This is a genomic window from Lactobacillus kullabergensis (assembly GCF_000967195.1).
GTDB lineage: Bacteria > Bacillota > Bacilli > Lactobacillales > Lactobacillaceae > Lactobacillus > Lactobacillus kullabergensis.
The window spans coordinates 1,089,936-1,112,583 of sequence record NZ_KQ033871.1; the positions used below are offsets into that span (position 1 = coordinate 1,089,936).

The 22,648-nt window shown below is 33.7% G+C and carries 19 protein-coding genes; 5 read left to right on the forward strand and 14 right to left on the reverse strand.

What is annotated here, in order from left to right; all coding sequences use genetic code 11:
- Positions 1 to 30: 30 nt before the first annotated feature.
- Both JF76_RS05665 and JF76_RS05670 read right to left on the reverse strand, forming a co-directional pair.
- Complete coding sequence (locus tag JF76_RS05665) at positions 31 to 354, reverse strand: AzlD domain-containing protein (protein WP_045928184.1); 324 nt, start codon at positions 352 to 354, stop codon at positions 31 to 33.
- Positions 341 to 1,048, reverse strand: coding sequence for an AzlC family ABC transporter permease (locus JF76_RS05670; protein WP_045928185.1), 708 nt, complete (start codon positions 1,046 to 1,048; stop codon positions 341 to 343). The genes JF76_RS05665 and JF76_RS05670 overlap by 14 nt, the downstream gene beginning before the upstream one ends.
- Before the next feature lie 258 nt (positions 1,049 to 1,306).
- Here JF76_RS05670 and JF76_RS05675 point away from each other — a divergent pair, with 258 nt between their 5' ends.
- Entirely contained in the window at positions 1,307 to 1,846 is a 540-nt protein-coding gene (locus JF76_RS05675) for a DUF4231 domain-containing protein (RefSeq protein ID WP_052697081.1), read from the forward strand.
- Positions 1,847 to 1,850: 4 nt separating this feature from the next.
- Here JF76_RS05675 and JF76_RS05680 read toward each other — a convergent pair whose 3' ends face one another.
- The gene (locus JF76_RS05680) at positions 1,851 to 2,036 is read right to left on the reverse strand and encodes a hypothetical protein (protein WP_045928186.1); all 186 of its coding nucleotides are present in this window, start codon (positions 2,034 to 2,036) and stop codon (positions 1,851 to 1,853) included.
- 717 nt (positions 2,037 to 2,753) lie between these two features.
- Here JF76_RS05680 and JF76_RS05685 point away from each other — a divergent pair.
- A complete protein-coding gene (locus JF76_RS05685; protein ID WP_045928187.1) occupies positions 2,754 to 3,230 on the forward strand; it encodes a hypothetical protein in 477 nt (158 codons plus the stop codon).
- 686 nt (positions 3,231 to 3,916) lie between these two features.
- Here the strand turns inward: JF76_RS05685 and JF76_RS05690 are convergent.
- The gene (locus JF76_RS05690; RefSeq protein WP_045928188.1) at positions 3,917 to 4,837 is read right to left on the reverse strand and encodes a hypothetical protein; all 921 of its coding nucleotides are present in this window, start codon (positions 4,835 to 4,837) and stop codon (positions 3,917 to 3,919) included.
- Positions 4,838 to 5,081: 244 nt separating this feature from the next.
- Between JF76_RS05690 and JF76_RS05695 the strand changes: the two genes are divergently transcribed.
- Entirely contained in the window at positions 5,082 to 5,657 is a 576-nt protein-coding gene (locus tag JF76_RS05695) for a phosphatase PAP2 family protein (RefSeq protein ID WP_370448902.1), read from the forward strand.
- A 65-nt stretch (positions 5,658 to 5,722) separates the two neighbouring features.
- Here JF76_RS05695 and JF76_RS05700 read toward each other — a convergent pair whose 3' ends face one another.
- Both JF76_RS05700 and JF76_RS05705 read right to left on the reverse strand, forming a co-directional pair.
- Complete coding sequence (locus JF76_RS05700) at positions 5,723 to 7,276, reverse strand: L-lactate permease (RefSeq protein ID WP_223901654.1); 1,554 nt, start codon at positions 7,274 to 7,276, stop codon at positions 5,723 to 5,725.
- A 311-nt stretch (positions 7,277 to 7,587) separates the two neighbouring features.
- Positions 7,588 to 8,418, reverse strand: coding sequence for a DegV family protein (locus tag JF76_RS05705; protein WP_045928190.1), 831 nt, complete (start codon positions 8,416 to 8,418; stop codon positions 7,588 to 7,590).
- Positions 8,419 to 8,662: 244 nt separating this feature from the next.
- Between JF76_RS05705 and eno the strand changes: the two genes are divergently transcribed.
- Entirely contained in the window at positions 8,663 to 9,949 is a 1,287-nt protein-coding gene (gene eno, locus JF76_RS05710) for a phosphopyruvate hydratase (RefSeq protein WP_045928191.1), read from the forward strand.
- Positions 9,950 to 10,005: 56 nt separating this feature from the next.
- Here eno and JF76_RS05715 read toward each other — a convergent pair whose 3' ends face one another.
- Together JF76_RS05715 and JF76_RS05720 are read right to left on the reverse strand one after the other, a co-directional pair.
- Complete coding sequence (locus JF76_RS05715; RefSeq protein ID WP_052697082.1) at positions 10,006 to 10,341, reverse strand: YxeA family protein; 336 nt, start codon at positions 10,339 to 10,341, stop codon at positions 10,006 to 10,008.
- A 22-nt stretch (positions 10,342 to 10,363) separates the two neighbouring features.
- Complete coding sequence (locus JF76_RS05720; RefSeq protein WP_045928192.1) at positions 10,364 to 10,693, reverse strand: YxeA family protein; 330 nt, start codon at positions 10,691 to 10,693, stop codon at positions 10,364 to 10,366.
- Positions 10,694 to 10,916: 223 nt separating this feature from the next.
- Between JF76_RS05720 and JF76_RS05725 the strand changes: the two genes are divergently transcribed.
- Positions 10,917 to 13,190 (forward strand): HAD-IC family P-type ATPase, encoded by a 2,274-nt coding sequence (locus JF76_RS05725; RefSeq protein ID WP_045928193.1) that lies wholly within the window; start codon positions 10,917 to 10,919, stop codon positions 13,188 to 13,190.
- A gap of 396 nt (positions 13,191 to 13,586) precedes the next feature.
- Here the strand turns inward: JF76_RS05725 and JF76_RS05730 are convergent, their stop codons facing one another.
- From JF76_RS05730 to JF76_RS05755, 6 genes are all read right to left on the reverse strand, one after another.
- Complete coding sequence (locus JF76_RS05730) at positions 13,587 to 14,105, reverse strand: GNAT family N-acetyltransferase (protein ID WP_084600339.1); 519 nt, start codon at positions 14,103 to 14,105, stop codon at positions 13,587 to 13,589.
- Between the two features lie 289 nt (positions 14,106 to 14,394).
- Positions 14,395 to 14,922: an adenine phosphoribosyltransferase gene (locus JF76_RS05735; protein WP_045928194.1), complete on the reverse strand. Its 528-nt coding sequence runs from the start codon at positions 14,920 to 14,922 to the stop codon at positions 14,395 to 14,397.
- A gap of 101 nt (positions 14,923 to 15,023) precedes the next feature.
- Positions 15,024 to 17,300, reverse strand: a complete 2,277-nt coding sequence (gene recJ / locus JF76_RS05740) for a single-stranded-DNA-specific exonuclease RecJ (RefSeq protein ID WP_045928957.1) — start codon at positions 17,298 to 17,300, stop codon at positions 15,024 to 15,026.
- Between the two features lie 34 nt (positions 17,301 to 17,334).
- Positions 17,335 to 19,173 carry a translation elongation factor 4 gene (gene lepA / locus JF76_RS05745; RefSeq protein ID WP_045928195.1) on the reverse strand — a complete coding sequence of 613 codons (1,839 nt, stop codon included), beginning with the start codon at positions 19,171 to 19,173 and terminating at the stop codon, positions 17,335 to 17,337.
- A 173-nt stretch (positions 19,174 to 19,346) separates the two neighbouring features.
- Positions 19,347 to 20,933 (reverse strand): ATP-binding cassette domain-containing protein, encoded by a 1,587-nt coding sequence (locus JF76_RS05750; RefSeq protein ID WP_045928196.1) that lies wholly within the window; start codon positions 20,931 to 20,933, stop codon positions 19,347 to 19,349.
- Entirely contained in the window at positions 20,923 to 22,524 is a 1,602-nt protein-coding gene (locus tag JF76_RS05755) for an ATP-binding cassette domain-containing protein (protein ID WP_045928197.1), read from the reverse strand. Before JF76_RS05755 ends, JF76_RS05750 begins: the two co-directional genes overlap by 11 nt.
- Positions 22,525 to 22,648: the final 124 nt, after the last annotated feature.

Here is a 22,648-nt window from a genome sequence, read left to right on the forward strand (position 1 = left end):
GTATTTAATTTACACAGTACCATTCGTTTTTTAAATTAAACGAAGAACTGCTAGTGAAATCATACCAACTATCACAATGATTAAGAGAGACTTACTAATAATTGCGGAAATAAAAGTTGGCAGTGAAGCCAAAGCGTACTGCATGTTAAGTTGAGGCAAATGACCTGGGTTTGCTATTAATAAGTTACTAAACCCAAGAGCAGCCATTATCACTATAGGCACAAAAGACAAAAATTCAACTAATTTTGGCGGCAAGGTAAATTTTTTCAACAAGACAAATGGTATCACTCTAGATAACAAAGTGGTGATTCCACAGAAAATGATTGTCGTTAAAATGTATTCAGAAGAAGACATGCTTTATTACCATTCCTAAACTACAACCAATTAAGGTTACAACTATTACCACTAAATTGCCAGGTAAAATAATTGTCAGTAAATATGTCAACGCAAAAGAAATCAATATCACAATTATTTGGAGTACTTTATTTAGTTTTTTGTCCCCAATTACCTGCAAATAAAGCAAACCAATAAACATTGCTACAATAGCAAAGTCAAGCCCTAATTTTTTAGGATCAGTGATAAAACTGCCTAATGCAGCTCCCAAAAGTGTTCCAGCTTGCCAAGTTATGTAAGAAACTATATTTACCGTGTTAAACCAAGTAAAATTTAACTTGTCATTTGTATAATTAATTTTATTCATACCTAGAGCAAAACTTTCATCGGTGAGAAAAGTTCCTATCAAAATATTTCTTTTTAAATTTTCTTGTTTCAAATAACCTGCTACAGTCGTGCTCATAAGAATTACTCGAGAGTTGACCAAGAAAGCGGCTAAAACAATTGAAGCTATTGGGCTTCCCGCAACCAGCATATTCAGAGTGGTTAATTGAACGGATCCGGCATAAATCAGAATAGACATCAAACAAACTTCCAAAGTAGAAAAGCCACTGGCTTTGCCAATAATTCCAAAAGCCGTACTTATGCCAATATAGCCGAAAATTGTTGGAATTGATTCTTTAATTGCAGATTTTTTGGTTAAGTAAGTATCCATTCTTTCACCCTCTTTTGTGAAAAATCATGAAATGATGTGGTAGTTCTACCATGAGTAATGTAGTTAAATTTATCTAAATTATCTCGTAGCTTAACATTTGTTTTTAATTTTTACAACATTATATTTTAAATGGAAATAAATTTTATGTTGCGTGTAAATTATGTAAGCTATAAAATAATTGTATAAAGTCATTAAAATATAAATATTATGTTATTGGTATAATATTTGTACACAAATTTTATTTAGAAAAGGAATATCATGGATTTTAGCACATATGATAAAGAAAGACTGACTAATCAGATAGATTGGTACGATAAAAAGAGCCAAAAAGAAAAAAAGTACTACTGCGCATGTAAAGTGCTCGCACTACTTTTTTCTGCTTCTATACCTGTTTTAGCTTCCTTTGTATTAAGATTTCATTATATTTTAACTGTTATTTCTGTTTTTAGCGCATTAATAACTTTTTTGGAAGGCTTATCGTCACTTAAGAAGTTTCATGACAATTGGATTCAATATCGTTTCATTTGCGAAACACTAAAAAGAGAAAGACAAATGTATTTATATTCAGCTGGTATTTACGATGACCCTGATACAGATAAATTAAAAACTCTGATAGAAAGATGTGAGTCATTAATTTCAAGTGAAAATATTAATTGGACAAACATGAATAACAATGAAAAACCTAGAATCAAATCTAGTCAGAGTTCAAAAAATGAGCATAATAAAAAGGATCCCAATTACGAGAAAGTTAAATATTCAAAAACTTACAGGAAATCTTTTTTTCATCGTCAACATTAAAAATTCACTCTTTATATTTTTCATATGTTTTTTCAAAAATATCTTTTTTTACCGGCCATTTTTCACCATCAATGCCCGTTAATATCCAGTCACCAACATTGGCATGCATTATACCTTCATTTGTTTTTATATCGACTGGTTTTTTAGTTTGAAAAGCTTCTACAGGTATTGGCTTTTTGATATATTTCATGGTAAGAACTCTCCTAATAGAAATATTTAAGTAATTGTATCACATTCAATTTTAACAACAGCAAAGAAAATTATTTTTGAATAAAGCACTTATATTTTTGTAGTCGATTTTGATTAAAATTTATTTAAAAATAAAAAAGTTCATATTTAAGACCATAAAATAGCCACCCTAAAAAACAAATCTTTAGAGTGGTTATTTATATATTTAAAAAACAATTAGATATCTTCACCATTAATCAAATTAGTATTTTTTGAAAAAACCCTTACTACTTCTATCAATCTTAAATTGACCATTTATTCCAAACTTTCGTTTTATTACTTGTCCCATTGCCTTATTATAAAAAACAGTCAAATCAACAACTTTATTCATCATTAACTGCCATCAATTTAAGCAGTAAAACATCTGTTTAACTATGAAATGCACCAAAAGATTCGAAATATTTTTTATCTTAAATTCTCCGAAGGGCGTTTACTAGACAAAATTAATTTTATGATTTTTTTAAGTTTGCTGTTAATCCCTTCTAATCAGGACATTTGCCTTTCAAACCTAGGAAAATCAAGTATCTTAAAATATTTTTAGAATCTAAAACGTTAGCTTGACAGGGAATAAAGTTTCATAATTTATAAAAAGACGCTTGAATCAGGCTTTATTGTTATAAAATTATAAATTGCTGGCCTTTTATTTCAGTGATAAAATTTAATGGAAGGTGAGAATAAAATGAAATTAAAGAAAACATTGGTAAGATTAGTTTCTATATTAATATTAGTTGCCACTGGACTAGTCTTTTCTTCAAAAGTAGAGGCCAAATATGTAGGGCATAATGCTACTCCCACAGAACTAAGAGGTACTTGGTACGAATATAAAGGGCATAACAAATGGAATCATATAAAGATTACTAAACATGCATTTATACAAAATGGTCAAGTCCTTTGTAGCTTGAATAAAAAAGGATATAAAAAATTACATGTCACGCGTTATAAGCAAAATGGCAGACCCTATTATGTCTTGAATAAGTTTAACTATCATTATCAAGAAGTTGGTTCTTTTTGGTTATCCAAAAGAAAAATTTATGGCAAACGTGTAATGAAATCATATTACAATATGGGATATTTCTCTGTCTATACAAGAAACAAAATAAAGCATGATTATTCTTATCAAACTAAAGGTAATTATAAGAAACAATTGGGCAAATAGTCAGTTGCCATCGGACAGTCTTCTGACAAAGAACTATTTTATTTCATATAAAATAGTTCTTTGTCAGATCGTGTTGATAAGGAGTAAATTAAAGAGAATCAAGCTGCTAATAAACTGTTTGATTCTTTTTCTTTTACTTTGTTTTTTGCCAATCTGATCTTGCTTAAAACAAACTTCAGTGCATTTTATCCCAATCATATTTGGTATTCAGATGTGATAGAGTTCAATATCAAGGGACAGAAGACTTACTTGACGCCTATTCTTTACGGTTGCATCCATAAGATTATTTCCTATACCATTTCGTAGCTTAATTCTTAAATTTGCTATCGACATGTTAAGGCAGGCTTCGCTCAGGTATCCAGCATTGGATGGCCTAACTTGTAATACTTAAACGGAAAATGTTTTATGGATTTGAAAAGAAGTTTTAAAAATCTGAATGAACTAATATAATGCAAAAATTCAGACATTGTTCCTGCTTTTTTCACAATATAACTCCAATGAGAATTTTTTATTCTATTGTCTAAATTGCTTTTTATTCAAGCTAATTATCTAAAACTTCATAGAATCAAACTTTATAGGCAAATCTGCCCTCAATATTAAAAAAGCCAGTAAAAGAAATTACTTTTACTGGCCTATCTTTGTGTCAGTGTCCTCATGGTCAAATAAATTCATACTTAGTTCTGCATTTAAAAGACTCTGACTTTATGTAAATATTTGTATTGCAATCCAGTTCCAACTATTGCTACCAATGCTCCTAACAAGTTTGCCGCCAACCAATTGATTGAATTGCCCTTGAACAGACACACTGCAACCCATGGTACAATGGCTATCAGATAGCCGCGCGCAGCCGTCATTAATAAAGTACCCCACTTAAAGCCTTTACTTATATTATTTGTAACAACTTTATTGTGTAAAAACCTTTGAAATAGAACTGTACCCAAAACTATTAAAATAGTAATTAAAACAAATTGCCAAGCTTCAAATTTAACTAAGATGAATTCTTTATAAGAAAAATGATTTGCCAAAAGCGCAAAACCACACGCAATATCAAAGAAAAAGCCTTGGTTGACATAACCCTTTTTGCAAAATTTAATACTAAAATCAACAGCATTTTTGCAGGTCTTGTTTGGTGATTCCTTTTGCCTGTCAATGACTTGATGATTAGTCAGGTAATGATATTGACAAGTTATTCCAATCAAAGCAGTAATTAAGCCAACCAGCAAAGAAATGGAGAGGTTAAATTTTCCCTGAGTATGCATACTAAGAGCTAGTAATGGTGCGTTTCCGATTACAAAAGACCTCACCCCAGTTGAAATCAAACTAGTATTGACGAAATACAATGTCATTTTTTGAGAATCAACCTTGTGTCGCAAGAAGTTTTGATAACGGATCACGCTAATGATTGCAACAACTGCTAACAATACAAATAGCCAGTCAAACCAAATGACATAAAATAAAATTGCCAGAAGATAAAGGGTGCCATAAACCACGAGATCACCAATATGGTTAGTAGAATTATCAGCTAAAGCAAAGTTATGTTCATGGTGCGCAATATCACGTATAGCTTCACCAACAGTCTCTTGCTTAGAAGTGTGATTTTTACTCATTTTTTCCTCCTAAATTATGCCCTAACTTGATAAGAATAATTTTAAATTGGTTTTAATTAAAGTCAAGCTTTCTTTTAAAATAATTACCTTGCTAAAACTAATTTTAATAAAGCTCAAATTCTAAATTTCCTTTAAATTACAAATCTTAAGTTTTGCTCAAGAGTAGATTTTAATTTTTATGCTTTGCCCTGTTACTGTTAAAATACAATCGAATATAAATTATAGGTAGGGATTCGATTTGAATATCAACTTTTGGGTAGCAACATTGTCTGCTCTAATACTAATACTACTTATCTTTAATGTCAGAAATTCACGACGTTTCAATTTATTTGATCACTGGCTTCATCATAAATTAATCAGAAGACGCGACGGAATCGGCTGGCAGATTATTGCATTTATAAACGATCCCAAACTTTTAGTTGTTTTGGATGTATTTCTGGCAAGTTTTTTAATCAGTAATAATGAAAATTTACTTGCTTTTTGGGCATTATTTACTTTAGGCTTTACTGATCTGATTGGTATCTTTTTAAAAAAATGGATGCGCAGAAAACGTCCAATCCTACATTCAGATTTAGAAGAAGGCTATAGTTTTCCAAGTGGTCATGTCCTAGGAAGCACTGTTATGGCTTTAATCATCTGGCGACTTTTTGCAGGACAATTAGGTAATAGACTTTTATGGATTTTGCTGGCAATTTGGCTAATGGTCGTCATTTCTCGAATCAGTCTTAAAGCCCACTTTCCATCAGATATTATCGGGGCTACTTCTCTAGCTGTCTTTTGCTTTAGTATATCTCAACAATTACTTTTAATGGTTATTTAAAAACAACCCCAAACTTTTGGTTTAGGGTTGTTTTTTCCTTTATCGATAATTTTTTAACAATTAAATTATAGGAAACTAAGCATCTTTCCTAACACAAACACTATCACACACAATAATGCAGTGTACCATGCACAATGGGGCAGAGCTTTCTTAAGAATAACTCCTTCTTTACCCTCAAGACCAGTAGCTCCTGTAGCAATTGCGATGTTCTGTGGTGAAAGCATCTTACCAGCAGTAGCACCAACCATGTTAGCAGCTGCCAGCCAGTATGGACTTACTTTCAGCGCGTGAGCAGCTTGTACTTGCAATTCACCAAAGAGAACGTTAGCTGAAGTATCACTACCAGTGATAAAGATTCCTAACACACCGATGATTGGTGAAATTACTGGGTAAAATGCGCCAGTCAAAGTTACGAGACTAACCGCGATGACATCAATCATCCCGCTGTAGCCCATTACTTTGGACAATCCCACAATAGAACAAACCGTGATAATTGTTTTAACCAATTGCTTGATCGTACTTGTCAAAACGGAAAACATTTCCTTAAATGACAAACCTTGAATAGCACCACCAATGATACTCGACAGTAAAATTAAAGTACCCGGTGATGACAACCAGTCAATGTCAACTGGCTTGGCATTTGCACCATTATAGAAGTGGAAACTGGTTTTAACGCTTGCTAGTGCATTATGAATTGCTGGGAACATTGATGAAGTGAAAATGATAAAGCAAAATACCAAAATAAATGGTACCCAAGCCTTGATTTTATCAGCAGTTGAAATTGGAGCTTTATCGTCCTTTTCAGCACTAGCGGATGCAACTTCATCTTTGCTGCTGTATTTCTTAATAATAATTACTAAACATAGTAAACAAACTATTGAACCTACAATTGATGGTAGTTCAGGACCTAAATATTTAGTAATGAAAATTTCTGGAACCGCAAATGTTAAACCAGCTACCAAGGTGCAAACCAAAACACCTTTTCCTTTAAATGACTTAAGTCCCTTACCTTCAGTCATCATGACCAAAACGAATGGAACTATCATCATTAAAACAAATAATTGTATAGCAATTAAATAACCTAACTCAGTAACTCCTAGACCTGTTACTTTAGCCAGAGTTGTTACTGGCAAACCAACGGCACCAAAAGCAGTAGGAGCAGTATTTGCTACCAAACAAACCACGGCTGCTTTAATAGGACTCATGCCCAACATAATTAGGATACTTGCAGGAATCGCTACCGCAGTACCGAAACCGGCAATGGCTTCCAAAAATCCGCCTAATCCCCATGCTAAGATCAATACTAAGAATCTCATATCCTTAGTAATTGAAGTTAACATAGACATTATTGTATCCATTCCCCCTGATTTTCTACTAATATTGTAGATAAACAGAGCGGAAATAATAACATAAATTATTGGCCATAAAGCCATAATTATGCCATCAATTCCGGCAGTAATACTGTTTGAAAACGAAAAGTGGAAACCGACAATACTGAGAATTATTGATAAAGCAAAGCCGATTAAGCACGACAAATCTCCTCGAATGCGAAAAACACCCAAGGAAAGTATCAGCCAAACGATAGGGATGATCGCAAGAACTGTTTTAAGTATATCCATTTTTATTCCTCCGACGAAATCAATTTAACAAGTGCTAAATTAATTTCTCTCACTTTCTAACATAGAACTTGATAAAACTTATTAGACAACACTATATGAGTTTGTGATGTAAGCGCTATCTAATTTCATTATAGCACTATGTAATGCGCTTTTGAAGATGAATTTAACTTCACAATCTTTTATACTTAAGCGCTTTCAATAATGTACACAAAATAGCCCTAGCTTTATTAAGCTAGGGCTAAATCACCTTTTTTTATATTCTGTTAGATAGAGAACAAGTGTAAAAAAGGAATTTTTTATTTGCCACAAAATTACAAATCGTCAAAACCAACCATCAAACTTCCTTCTTCGGCATAAAACGTGCAAAGTCCCCTCATTGAGCGAATTTTGATCTCTGCTTCTGGATAAAGTGCTAAAATTTTTGCTTTTAAACTTTCAGCATCTTTTTCATTTTTACAATGATCAATAATTAAATTACCACCCTTGTATTTCATTTCACTCATTAATTTCAGCACCTCTTTAAAGGCACGCTTTATTCCACGTACTTTTGCTAAAGGCTCTAGCTTACCCTCTTCACTGGCAGTACCTACTACATCAATATTTAAAACTTTAGCGACTTTAGCCACGGCCATATTAACTCGCCCATTGAGTGCTAAATTATGCAGTGATTTTAATACGAACAACAAATGAGTGTGTGTCTTATAATCAGATATTTTTTGTTCCAAATCTACAAAACGAGTTTTGCTATTAACCAATTTCCGAATTTCTTGTAGAATAACTGAAATCTCTGGGCCAGCAGTCCTTGAATCAATCACAATTACATGGCTATCAGGATGATCTTTTTCATATATTTGTTTAGCTTGAAAAGCAGATGAAAAGCTGCCACTAAGTCCACTAGTAATTGTCATCATTATTGCAAATTCAGATCCTTTTAAGGCCTCAAGCCACTCATTAATGCTGGGACAGGAAGTTTTGCCCTCCTCCGTGTTTTTCTCCATGCTGCTAATGAATTCATTGATATCAAGATTTTCGTCATCGACAAAATCTTTTCCTGCAATTGTCATAGTTAATGGCACAACAGTCAGATTTTCATTTGCTCTGTCATTTGCGCCAGAGTCTATTATTAACTTTACTTTATCCATATTTGTGTATCCTTATATAAATAAACTATATATTCAAAAAGATATATAGCTAAATAATAAATCAAATACCAGAAAAAAGCGATAAAAATTTTTTTAATATTTTTTAACATTAGAAATCGGTTACAAATGTTTACATAATCACAAACTTAAGCTAAAATTTGTGATGTAGATATGGAGCGTGTGCTCCACTAATGTATGTACTTATAAAAATTTGTACAGCATTTATTATTTAGGAGGTTTTTAGATGTTAAAATCAGTCATTGAAAATGTTCATGCACTGGAAATCTATGATTCACGTGGTAATCCAACTGTTGAGGCTTTTGTAACCTTATCAAACGGTGTTGTTGGTAAAGCTGAAGTTCCATCAGGCGCTTCAACTGGTGAAAATGAAGCAGTTGAATTACGTGATGGCGGCAGTCGTGTAGGCGGTAAAGGTGTTTCCAAAGCCGTTGAAAACGTAAATACTAAAATTGCTAAGGCATTAAAAGGTCTGGATCCACATGATCAAGCAAACATTGACCGTGTAATGATCGAATTAGATGGCACCCCTAACAAGGCTGAACTTGGTGCTAACGCTATTTTAGGCGTATCAATGGCTACTGCAGCTGCTGCAGCAAAAGACAGCCACCAACCTTTATATAGATACCTTGGCGGCACTGATCTTGAAATGCCACAAACTTTCCACAACGTTATTAACGGTGGTGAGCACGCTGACAATGGTATCGACGTGCAAGAATTCATGATCACTCCAGTTAAGAAGACTTCTTTCCGCGATGGTTTTGAAAAGATCGTTAACACTTACCATACTTTGAAGAAAGTTCTTGAAGACATGGGTTACGAAACTGGCCTTGGTGATGAAGGTGGTTTCGCACCTAATATGAAGAACTCTGAAGAAGCTTTGCAAGCTTTACACGACGCTATCGTTAAGGCTGGCTACAAGCCTGGTGAAGATATTGCCATTGCTTGTGACTGTGCTGCTTCCTACTTCTACAACAAAGAAGACGGCAAGTACCACTTCGAAGGTAAAGTATTTAACGATGAAGAATTAGCTCAATACTACGACAAGTTACTTGACGAGTTCCCAGAATTAATTTCAATTGAAGACCCATACGATGAAAATGATGTTGATGGCATGATTAAATTTACTCAAAGCCACAAAGACAGAATTCAAATTGTTTTGGATGACTTCATTTGTACTAACCCTAAGCTTTTGACTAAAGCTATTAAGGAAGGTGCCGGTAACGCTTCATTGATTAAGTTAAACCAAATTGGTACTGTTACTGAAACTTTGGAAACTATCCGTCTTTCACGTAAGAATGGCTACAACACCATGATTTCTCACCGTTCAGGTGAAACTGGTGACACATTCATCGCTGACTTCGCAGTTGCAGTTAACGGTGGTCAGCTTAAGACTGGTGCACCTGCTCGTTCTGAACGTGTTGAAAAATACAACCGTTTGCTCGAAATTGAAGAAGATCTTGGTGAAGGCGAGCGTCTAGCTACTTTCCCAGACAGTGTTGACAAAGATTAGTTTTTAAACTCAAAAAGCCTGCAATAATGCAGGCTTTTTTTGTGCTATTTTTATGGCTAGTCGTCTATTTGATTAATTGCTTTTAGATAAGTAGTTTGAGAAATGTAGTTAATTTTTCTGACGTACTGCCCCTTGTGGTCGATCTTAATATATTGTCTACTCGGATCAAAACCACCTACTCTTTCAATTTTATATGGTAATTTCTTACCAGTATCAGGATTATAGGCCTGAACGTTTAGATAATTTTGCGTATTTTTTGGCACCTGCGCATAACTAATTACTTCTGGAATAGCAGGATCAACTCTATCAATCCAAGAATTATGATCTAATGGAATTTGGTTAGTTATAATCAGAAAAAAGACATAAACTGGAACCAAAAATTTTTCGAACATGGTATCTCCTTTTATCTAACTTTTAGGAATGAACTTTCTTTTGAAATTCCTTTTTGGAAACATATTTAATTTCTTTCACATACTGGCCTTTATGGACAATTTTAATATATTGCCTGCTTGGATCATAGCCTCCTACTTTTTTTATTTTGTACGGAAGCTTTCTGCCGGTTTTAGAATCATAGGCTTGAACATTAAAATACTTTTGCGTATTTTTTGGTACCTGCGCATAACTATATGTTTCAGGAATCGCAACGTTAAAATAATCTATAATCTCATTGTGAACGAAAAAGGGCAAACAAAATAGAGCTGTGAGCGTTAATAGTGAAGCCACAATAAATTTTTTAACTGACATGAATTCCACCTCCTAGATTAAAAGCGAATAAATTCGATTTTTTAAAATGATATATTTAAATTTAGGTGTACTAATACACTACTATACCTATTTTACACTTTTCTATAATCATTTTAAATACAAAATTAAAACAAACTTGCAAATGATAATATTTAATTTGCTAGCAAAAGTCTTATTTTTATGCTACTTTAAATTAAGTATTTATAACTAAGGAAGTAAAATTATGGCTGAAAAAATTACTGGCTTAAGTCAAGCCGAAGCAGATAAACTTCTGCAGAAAAATGGATTAAACGAGGTTCCTGAACCTCAATTCAACTTTTTTAAAGAATTTTTATCCAAGTTATGGAATTTATCAGCATGGATACTCGAAGCTGCCCTACTTTTAGAGTGTGTGTTAGGAAAATGGATACAATCATTATTTGTGTTATTGATGCTACTTTTTGCTGCATGGAATGGAGCTTCTAAGAAAAAGCAATCAAGGCGAGTTCTGAATAATATTTCACATAAATTAACTCCTACTATTTCTGTTCAAAGAGATGGGGAGTGGCAGAATATTGACTCAAAATACTTAGTCCCTGGTGACTTAATCAGTATGCAAGCTGGTGATGTTTTGGCTGCCGATGTGAAGCTGATTGAGGGACAAATTTCTACTGATGAGAGTTCAATTACAGGCGAAGCAAGAACAGTGCGGAAAAATCCACAAGATACAGCCTTTGCCGGTACTACTGTAACAGAAGGCAATGGCTTAGCAGTCGTCACTGCTACCGGTGCTGATTCTCGTTCCGGTAAGACAATTAACTTAATTAATAATTCTGCAGCTCCTGGTCACCTGCAACAACTGCTAACTAAAATTATTTACTATTTGTGCATTCTTGATGGAATTCTGACCTTAGTAATTGTCATTGCTTCTTTCTTTAAGGGTGGTGACCTAAATAATCTGATTAACATGCTGCCATTTTTAGCAATGATGTTTATTGCTTCAATACCAGTTGCTATGCCTTCCACATTTGCTCTTTCTAACTCGTTTGAAGCAACCCGTTTAAGCAAAGAAGGAGTATTAACTTCTGATTTGACTGGTATTCAAGATGCAGCAAACCTTAATTTGATTTTGCTCGATAAAACAGGAACAATCACGGAAAATAAAACGGCGGTGGGTAAGTGGACTAATTTCAGTTCAATGAATAATAACGATGTTTTAACATTAGCATCAGCTGCTACGGATCAAAGAAACAAAAAACTCATTGATACTGCGATTGATGAATATGTTAAAAAACAGGGATTAAATATTAAGTCTGCATCAGATTTCACACCTTTTACTTCAAGCACTGGCTATTCAATGGCAAACTGTGATGGTCATAATATTAAACTTGGTTCCTTTAAACAACTTTCGCTAATTGATAAAGACGCTGGCGAAAAGGCAAAAGAAATAGATTTTGGTGCCGGACGTTCAGTAGCTTTATTAATTGACGACAAGTTAGCCGGTGTCTTCATTTTGCAAGATATGGTAAGATCCGACTCTAAAGAAGCTCTTGGAGAACTCAGAAAACGGGGAGTAAAACCGATTATGCTAACTGGTGATAACCAGAAAACTGCTATTGCAGTCGCTAAGCAGGTTGACTTGCAAGGTGAGGTTATTTCTATTCGTGATTTCACTGACAAGACTGATACCGGCAAATTGGCTGGTATTGCAGATGTTTTACCAGAAGATAAATTACGCATGGTCAAATTTTTCCAGAAAAAAGGATATATAGTAGGTATGACAGGTGATGGCGTCAATGATTCTCCTGCTCTAAAGCAAGCTGAAGTTGGCATAGCAGTGTCTAACGCTGCCGACGTAGCCAAACGATCTGGTAAAATGGTACTTTTGAATGACGGTTTGTCTTCGATAGTAAAAATACTTGATGCTGGACACAGAGTATATCAAAGAATGACTACCTGGTCTTTAACAAAGCTAGCAAGAACTGCACAATTAACGATGCTTTTGACTTTTGGTTACCTTTTCTTCAACTATATTCCAATGGCGCTAAACGCTATGGTTATTTACACAATTATGAATAATATGGTGACAATGATGATTGGTACTGATAGAACTCACATCACTTATAAACCAGAAAACTGGAATATGGCTAAGTTAGCTAAAATTGCTTTTTCATTAGCTTTCGGCTGGACAGCTATTGGTATTGCTGGTATTGCTTATCTTAATACTCACGGATGGAGTCATGGTACTATCTCAACGATGGTTTATGTTTACCTGGTTTTGAGTGCTATGTTTATTGTTTTAATCACCAGAACAAAAAAATACTTCTGGCAGGATTACCCATCTAAAGCCGTTGGTTTTACACAGTTAGGAGACGTGCTACTAACTGTGATTCTAGCATTATTTGGTATAGCTATGACAAAAATAAACTGGACGAACCTACTACTTACTTTTGCCATTGCCTTGATAGCAGCAATTGTTATTGATTTATTCTATCAACCAATAATGAAGAATCGCTAATTTCAAATTTAAATAAAGAAAAACCTGATTGCGGAAATTTCCGCAATCAGGTTTTTAAGGTTTACCGATGAGTTCCTGACTTTTCCATCACACCGGTAAAAAGGTTTTGTATATGCTATTTGGTATAATAATTTAGAATAGGAAAAAATAGTTAAATTAATCAGGAAAGTTAATTTTTTAATAAGAGGCGAGCCAATAACAAAGATAGATAATTATTTTGCTAATCGACCCTTGAATCCCTCCTTTCACTGGTTGTACGTTTATAACAAATGCTTTAAATTACATTCGTTATGTTTATATTAATACATAAAATAACCAAAGTAAACAATTTAGTCTAATTTTTTACTTTTAAAGCGCTATTTTTGGTATATTTAAATAACATTTAATCTTTTATTTTTACTTTTTTAATTCATACACATATGATGTTTCATTAGGACGATAAACACCATGTAACAGGCCAACTTTTGTAAAACCCATTTTTGCAATCAAATGCTGCATTGCTTTATTGTCTTCGTGAGTATCAATTCGAATTGAATCAATATCATCACGATTAACTTTGATATCATTAATTACAGCTTGTAATAGTTTAGTAGCATAACCTTTACCAGAATGTTGAGAATGAATTGCTACACGATGAATAACAACATATTTATCTGTATTGCTTAACCACTTACCATCCAAGTGATCGTATACATGGTCAGGTCCATCTACTATAGCAATTGCACCAACAGTTTCTTTATCCTCAGAAACGGCTAAAAAGGCCCAGCCGTTTTCAATATCTTCTTTAATTTGACCCTTTGAGGGGTAGTCTCCTTGCCATTGATTGACACCATGTTCAGCTAATTGATTAGCTCCATCTTTTAAAATAGCGATAATTTGGTCAAAATCGGCCATTGTTGCTTTTCTTAATTGCAAATTACTCTATTCTCCTTTTTTGAAATACTGTATCATTATATATACCTGACTTGAGCTTGTAAAAAATTTGGACTCAAAATTCAAAGTTTTTTTCATATTTCAGAAAGCGTTTTTATTGCTCTAAATCATTAAAATTTGCTAAGCCTGAACCAATTGCCCCTTTTATAGCCGGCAAATCTTTTAGATAAAAAATACCCTTTAATAGCTGATTCCGAAATTCAACTATTAAAGAGCATTTTGTGTATATTTATTTTTGAAAACTTGATCCTTAAGATCCAATCAATAAAAATTAAGCACCATGATATTTAACAAGAGAATAGACGTCAAGTCCTGGTAATTTTTCTTTTCCCTTTAAATCAGGTAATTCAATATAAAAACAAGAACCAACTAACTCTCCACCTAGGTTTTCAATTATTTGCTTGCACGCTCTTAAAGTTCCTGCCGTAGCAAGTAAATCATCACAAACTACAACACGCTGGCCAGGTTTAATAGCATCTTTATGAATTTCCAAACTATTTGAACCATATTCCAGGTCATAAGAGGCACGCTCAACCTCCCTCGGCAATTTATGTGGTTTTCTAGCTGGCACAAAACCAATACCTAATTCTGTTGCCACAGGACAACCAACAATAAACCCACGCGCTTCGGGACCAACAATTATATCGGCATTTTTACTTTTAACGTATTCAGCTAACTTGTGTGTAGCTGCCTGAAACAATTTGCCATCCTGTAGCACAGGAGTGATATCCCGAAAAATTATACCTTTGTTCGGAAAATCCTTGACACTTGCAATATGTTTCTCAAAATCGTTTGCCATAAGAAGAAAAACCTCCAAAAACTTTACTTTTTTTGCTAAAGCTTATTCGACCTTTATATTCTAACAAATTTTAGGCTTAAAAGCATTAAAAGCGAGAAAAATTAATGTTGCTTTAATTGCTCATTCACGTACATTAGCAATTTTTGACCAGGCATTTGCCGTAATTCATTTACAAAAGCAATCTGTGAATTTGTAGCTTGATAATATTTTGAATTTGATAATTTATTTTTAACAGGATTAGTGACGCCAAATATTTTATCATCTTCTAATTGAATAAAATTCAATTCAAAGAATACACGTAAAATAAAGAGAACATTATCGTAACTTAATTTTATAAATTTACCGACCTTGCGATAATCTTGCAGTGTCAGACCAGGGTGAGAATATATGTATTTTAACAAGATTTCAAAATCAGATTTTAGCGGTAAATGTTGGACTGGCAGTTGATCCATAAGAAAGTGTAAGTATAGCTGCTCATAATTATTGTTCAACGCAAAATCTAGCTCTTTTTGATTGCGAGGAACATCAAGAAAGACGGCCACTTCACCTTCACTATCATAATCATTTACCAATGTAATTTTTGCAGGGTCGATATCAAACAGACTGGAAGCAACATTTTTATTTCTTTTATCAAATAATAAATATCTGTCCGCAAAACCCATCACATATTTTTCATTGCGCAAATCAACAACTGGTTCAGGAACTGCTAATTTTGGTGCAGCAAAAATGATTCCCTTTATAATGCCTTGTAATTTTATTTGATTACGAAAACAATTTTCCTGTAGCTCAATAAACAACTGATCTACATAAGGCAAAAGAATTTTTGTAAGGAACTTCTTGTTAAATCCTACAACATCAACCTTATTATGGTCTTTACTAATTGTTAATTTGATATGATTTTTCTCTTTACCCATGTAAAAACAGCTGTTAATTTTCGGATGAGTAATACTAAAAATGGGTTTGACATTATCTGTTCCGAAAGGACCCACCTTTTTGATTTCAGTCATAATTTTCAAATCCAGATGAGAAAAAGGTAGTTCACAATCATAATATCGTATATTTTGATTAAAAACACCAGTAAAACTATCCTCAAATGATTTGCGTAACGAGGAAATTTTGCTTTCAGTCATAGACAAGCCACACGCAAAATCGTGACCACCGAATTTAAGAAAAAGTCTATCCTTTAAAGGCTCTAAGGCGTTAAAAAGATTAAAACCATCTACAGACCTTCCCGAACCTTTGATAATTCCCTCTTCATTCTTTGTCAGGACTATGGTTGGCTTATGAGTTTTCTCAACTAATTTATTTGCAACTAATCCCAAAACCCCTTCATTAAACTTGGGATTATATAAAACTAAAGTTTTATCTCTTTGCCAACCATTATTTTTAATCTGATTAACGCAAGATTGATAAACTTCAGCTGTTAAATTTTTACGTTCATCGTTTAGACCTTCAATCTTGTCTGCTATTTTTTCAGCTTCTTCGTCAGTCTCACATAATAGTAAGTCAACGGCTAAACTCGCATTATCCAGTCTGCCTACAGCATTGAATCTTGGTGCAATGTTAAAGCCAACATCTGTTTCATCAATATGTCCTAATTGTAAACCTGCTTTTTTTATTAAAGCTCTTAGTCCCGGCCGCTCAGTCTCATTAAGCATTTTTAAACCGCGTTTAACGATAATATGACCTTCTCCGGAAACCTTGACCATATCTCCAATTGTGCCAATCATTGCCAGTTCCAATAATTCTGGCATTGAATCCTGCATTAAAGCTCGGCAAATAGTATATGCCACTCCAGCACCACAATAATCATCAAACGGATATTTTTGGCCAGGGTAGTTGCAATGCACTAACGCATAGCTTTCAGGAATTTTATCTTGAAATTTATGGTGATCTGTAATTATTGTATCTACACCTTTACTTTTGGCAAAAGCAACCTCGTCAACTCCAGTAATACCGTTATCTACAGTAATGATCAGTTTAGTCCCATCTGCTACAATTTTCTTGTAGGATTCAATATTTGGTCCATAGCCATCTTTAAAACGATCGGGAATGAAAAAATGAACATCGGCACCTAAAATGCCCAGTGTTTCCACCATAATAGTAGTGGCAGTAATACCATCAGCATCGTAATCTCCATAGACCGTTATTTTTTCTCCTGCATCAATTGCTTGATTAATTCTGTTAACTGCCTTTTTCATGTCATGCATTAGAAAAGGATCAGCCAAATCAGCTTCAGTGGCATTAAACCAAAATTCAATTTTTGCTGCAGTATTTATTCCGCGCAAAGAAAGCAGCTTAGCCGTAATCGGGCTAAGCTGATACTTTTCAATCAATTCCGGAGCTAATTCTTCACCTATACGCTCACGCCATTCAATCATATGTTTAATTCAGCCTTTTTATATTTATTTTCTATTTTGAATTTAAGTCATCATCATTCATTTTTAAAACAGCCATAAAAGCATCTTGAGGAATTTCAACATGACCTACAGCTTTCATGCGTTTTTTACCTCTCTTCTGCTTTTCCAGCAGTTTTGCCCTTCTATCCGGATCACCTGTATGAATTTTCCAAGTAACGTCTTTACGATAAGGCTTTACGGTGGCACGAGAAATAATTTTTGCTCCAATTGCCCCTTGAATATCAACTTCAAAGTTCTGCCGGGGAATAAGTTTCTTGAGCATTGATGTCATTTGTCTTGCTCTATTTTGAGCTTCATCCCGATGAGCAATAAAACTAAGAGCATCGACCACTTGTTTATTCAACAGAATATCAATTTTAACTAAATCAGTTGCCCGATAACCCGTAATTTCATAATCAAGTGAGGCATAACCTTTAGTGGAAGATTTCAAATCATCAAAAAAATCATAAATGATTTCGGCCAAAGGCATATTGTAAATTACGTTAACACGATACTTGTCTAAATAATCCATAGTCACAAACTCACCCCGTTTGCGCTGACAAAGTTCCATTACCGGACCGACAAAATCATTCGGAACCATTACTTCAGCCTTGACGAAAGGTTCTTGCACTTCTTTATATTCACCAGCTGAGGGCAAATCAGAGGGATTATCAATTACCTTTGTTGTACCATCATTCATAATGGCATGATAATCAACAGAAGGAGCGGTCATAATTAAGTCCAAATCAAATTCCTGTTCTAGTCTTTCTTGAACCACATCCATATGAAGCAAGCCTAAAAAACCGCACCTAAAGCCAAACCCAAGAGCAGTCGAAGTTTCGGGTTCAAATTCTAAAGCGGCATCATTTAGCTGAAGTTTTTGCAAAGCTTCTTTCAAATCATCATATTTAGAATTATCTACGGGATACATACCTGAGTACACCATTGGTGGTATTTGGCGATAACCAGGAAGTGGTTCAGCGGTTGGATTTTCAGCTGAAGTAATGGTATCACCGACACGAGTTTCACGAACGGACTTAATGTTGGCAGTTAAGTAACCAACATCCCCAGCAATCAGAATATCTTTTTTAACCGGATGTGGACTAGAAACCCCAACTTCAGTAACCTCGTATTCTTTGCCAGTATTCATAATTTTGATTCTGTCGCCAGGTGCAACAGTACCTTCTTCAATCCGTACAGATAAGACAACACCGCGATAGTCATCATATTTTGAATCAAAAATCAACGCTTTTAACGGTGCTTGGAGATCTCCATTAGGAGCTGGGATATCTTTAACTATGCGTTCAAGCAACTCCTTAATTCCTTGCCCAGTTTTACCGGAAACTTCAACAGCGTCGGAAGCATCTAAACCCAGCATTTCAGTTATTTCTTCCTTGGCTTGCTCAGGATTAGCGGATGGCAAATCAATCTTGTTAATTACAGGCATTATTTCCAGATCATCATCAATCGCTAAATAAGTATTAGCTAAAGTTTGCGCTTGTACACCTTGTGAAGCATCGACTACTAAAAGTGCACCTTCACACGCTGCCAAAGAACGAGAAACTTCATAAGAAAAATCCACGTGTCCTGGGGTATCAATCAGATGAAAAATGTAGTCTTCGCCATCTTGAGCATGATATTTAATTTCTACTGAGTTCATCTTGATGGTGATGCCGCGTTGGCGTTCCAGCGGCATATCATCTAACATTTGGTTTTTTAGTTGTCGTTCAGATACAGTATCAGTCAGTTCTAAAATACGATCCGCAATTGTAGATTTCCCATGATCAATATGAGCAACAATGGAAAAGTTGCGGATATGTTTTTGGTAATCTTGTAATTTTTTAATATCCATAAATAATTTGCACCCTTTACTCTATCTTTACTATTATAACAAAGTAAATGAAACAGTTAAAAGCAATTAAGTAAAAAGTAGAGGTAGTCAAAACTATTTTATTAATTAGATTTGTTTTTCTATTTGATAAAAAATTTGAGGATTTTTGTACTAATTTTATTTGTAAATTATATTTAAAACCTATCTCCTCTATTTAAATAAATCGTTTTGTCAAACTTATTTTGAATCTTCTGATTCAAATTGTGCGCTATCATAAATACCGTAACAGGACTATTGAGAATATTGTTAATTATTACCGCACTATTTTCTTCATCTATTGCCGAAGTACCTTCGTCAATTAACAAAAATTGATTTTCGTGAATCTCTGACCGAGCTAAAACTATTTTTTGTCTTTGTCCCCCAGACACATTCAAATTATTTAAGTTAATAATAGTCTCTTCTTTTGCAGCAAATTTATTAAGGTCCTGATTAAAACAGGTATTTTTAATTACTTGGTTTAGATTTTCTTCTAGATCTTTATTAAACATTGTTATATTGTCCTTGATACTAACGGGAAACAAAACGGGAAATTGAGGAATATAATCTAACTTTAAGTTTTGCGGATTAAGCTTGGTTTTATTCTGATCAAAAAAATTCACCGCACCAGTTGTAGGTTTCAATATACCCAAAAGCAATTTAAAGAAAGTAGTCTTGCCACTACCAGAATCACCAATTAATAAAACTTTTTCATGTGGTTTAATAGTGATATCTGGAAAAGTTAGTTTTTGACCGTTAGAAAAAATATAGCTTAAGTTGTGGGTCTGCAAACTTATAGGCTCTATACCCTCTGTTACATCAGTCACTGGAACACGATCTTTGGCAATTTTCTGATTTAATTGACCAGCAGAAGAAATTTGTCCAACTTCATTTGTAAGACTCTGTAATGCTTCTAATAAATTTGCACTAAAATTTTCAACGGTAACGATCACGCCAAAAGGAATAATTTTCTGTGTAATTAACAGAGCAGTGCCAATCAATAGAAAGAAATTTAACAAAACTGAACTTGCTTTATTCAAAACTGATAAGAATTGCATAGTCTTTGTGCGGTTAATATTTGCTTTTTCCAGCTTTTTCGAGGCTTTTGCCATTACAATTGAAAGTTTTTTTCCAGCCATAAAATTTTGCAAGTCAGTTAATCCATCCAACCAATTTTCTGCAGTTTTTAAATATGACGCGTTAGCTGAAGATAAATTTCGAACAGCTTTTCGCAAGGGTTTTCGTAAAAGGCGCGGGAGCAACAAATTTAAGCTGCCTAAAAATAATACTATTATTAACAAGCTCCAATGAAATGACCAGAGGGCTAAGATAACAAAAAGAATTTGCGCAGCATAATACGGAATATCAGTATAAATGCTCAAAGAAGAGGATTTAATTAAGTTAAGATCATTTGTGAGTATGTTTTGTACTTTATTTGGACTGTGGTGAGCGTAATCATTAAAAAAATGGGCAATAATTTCTGCTCTTACTTGATGATTATATTGTTGAATTTGTTTTTCAATTAAATACTGACACAAATTCATATCCAAATAACTTGTAAAATATAAAAATAACACGATTAGGCAAAACAAAAGAAACTCATTTATCATTCTTTTGCGAATGAAAGAAAAGATATACGTACTGATATAACTTGTACCAATAACTAAGCCAGAAGTAATAAATTCTAGTAGTAAAATGACTATCATTCTAACTTTATTAGTTGAATACAATCCTTTAAACGTCATAATTAGCTTCACCTCGATTAGGGTCAATATTTATCACTCTATCAAACAATTTTTTAGTATCTTTAGTAAGATTATGAGCAATAACTATAATAGTTTGATCACTATTCAAAAGATTACTAATTATTTTGTTTGTTGCATTCTCATCAATGGCACTAGTAGACTCATCCGCTAAAATTACGGGCTTATTTTGGATCTCGTTACGTGCTAAAACAATCTTTTGTCTTTGACCACCAGAAAGATTATTTTTGTCAACATCAGCCAGCGTTTCTAGGCCAGCGGGAAAGCCAGCCAAATCTGACTCCAATTGAACTGATTTTACATATCTTTCAACAGCTTTATCTAATTTACTATTGAACATGGTAATATTTTCCTTGATAGATGCTGGAAATAGAAAATTGTCTTGCGCTAGATAACTTATTTGACTGCAACTAACTTTAACCTTGTTTCCTTTCTTATCACAAAAACATATTTTCCCACTAGTGGGCTTTAACTTACCCAAAAGTAGCTTAAACAGAGTCGATTTACCAGAACCGCTTCTGCCCTGCAATAGAATCTTCTCTCCCCTTCTTATAGTTATGTCAGGATAAGAAATTTCTCTGTTATTAGGATATTTATACTTTAAACTTCTAGTTTTAATTGTAGAAAAATTTGTTTCATTTGAGTATTCGACCGGTATTTCTCTTTGCAATTTATTTAGTTGTTGGTTAATATTTTTAGTTGACTGCATTCTCGTTAATGCCGTAGTAATAGTCAACGCTGCATTAAAAATACTAGATGCAAAAGTACCTGCGGCAATGATCGTACCGAAAGAAACAATTTTAGCAAAAAATAATATTGTTGCTAGGAAAGTCACAGCTACTTGAGAAAAAGAATTTGCGCAGCCATTAATAAACTGCGCTAGTCCCATGACTTTTTGCCTGTCAACATAAGTCTGCTCCAAATCCGCTCCCTTTTTTGTCAAATAATGATTGAAGGCATCAAATGCCAAGTATCGTCTTAATTCAGCCAGACCATTAAACCACTGAAAAATTGTATTTAAATATTTTTTATTTTGCTCAGAAATTTTTCTAGTCGCTTTATTAGCAGCTTTACGCGTTAATTTTGGTATCAATAAAGTGACAAAGACCAAACAAATCACTAATACAGCTATTGACCAATGAAACATGACTAAAGCAATGGTCGAAGTAACCATTACAAAAATGGAGCTAAGTATACGCAAAACCTGATTACCATATTGATCGGTTAATAACTGCAAATTATTATTTAAATTATTTATCATTGCTCCTGTAGAATCAGATTCACTATGGAAATAATGCTTAACCAGCTTTTTTCTGATCAAGCCAATATATTGTTGCAGTTGTCTACTGTATAGCCACGTTGCCACAGAATTAATTATAAAGGCCACTAATCCTGTGATTAGACTAAGTAAAATAAAGTACAGAAACTGAGTGAAATGACTTTTACTCAGACTATTATAAGCAAACTTAATAACATATGAGCTGAAGGCAGAACCACAGCCATAAATTACCACTAAAAATACGATCAAAATTGAATTTAAAACATTTGCTTTTATTAAGTTACTTAATTTCATTTTTATTGCCCATATTATTAACAAATTATTAAATATTTATTACATTATAGCGCGTAAAAATTTAAAATCAATTAAATCAGAAAAAACTATTTCTAGACCAAGAAAAAAAGGCATTGAGCTATAC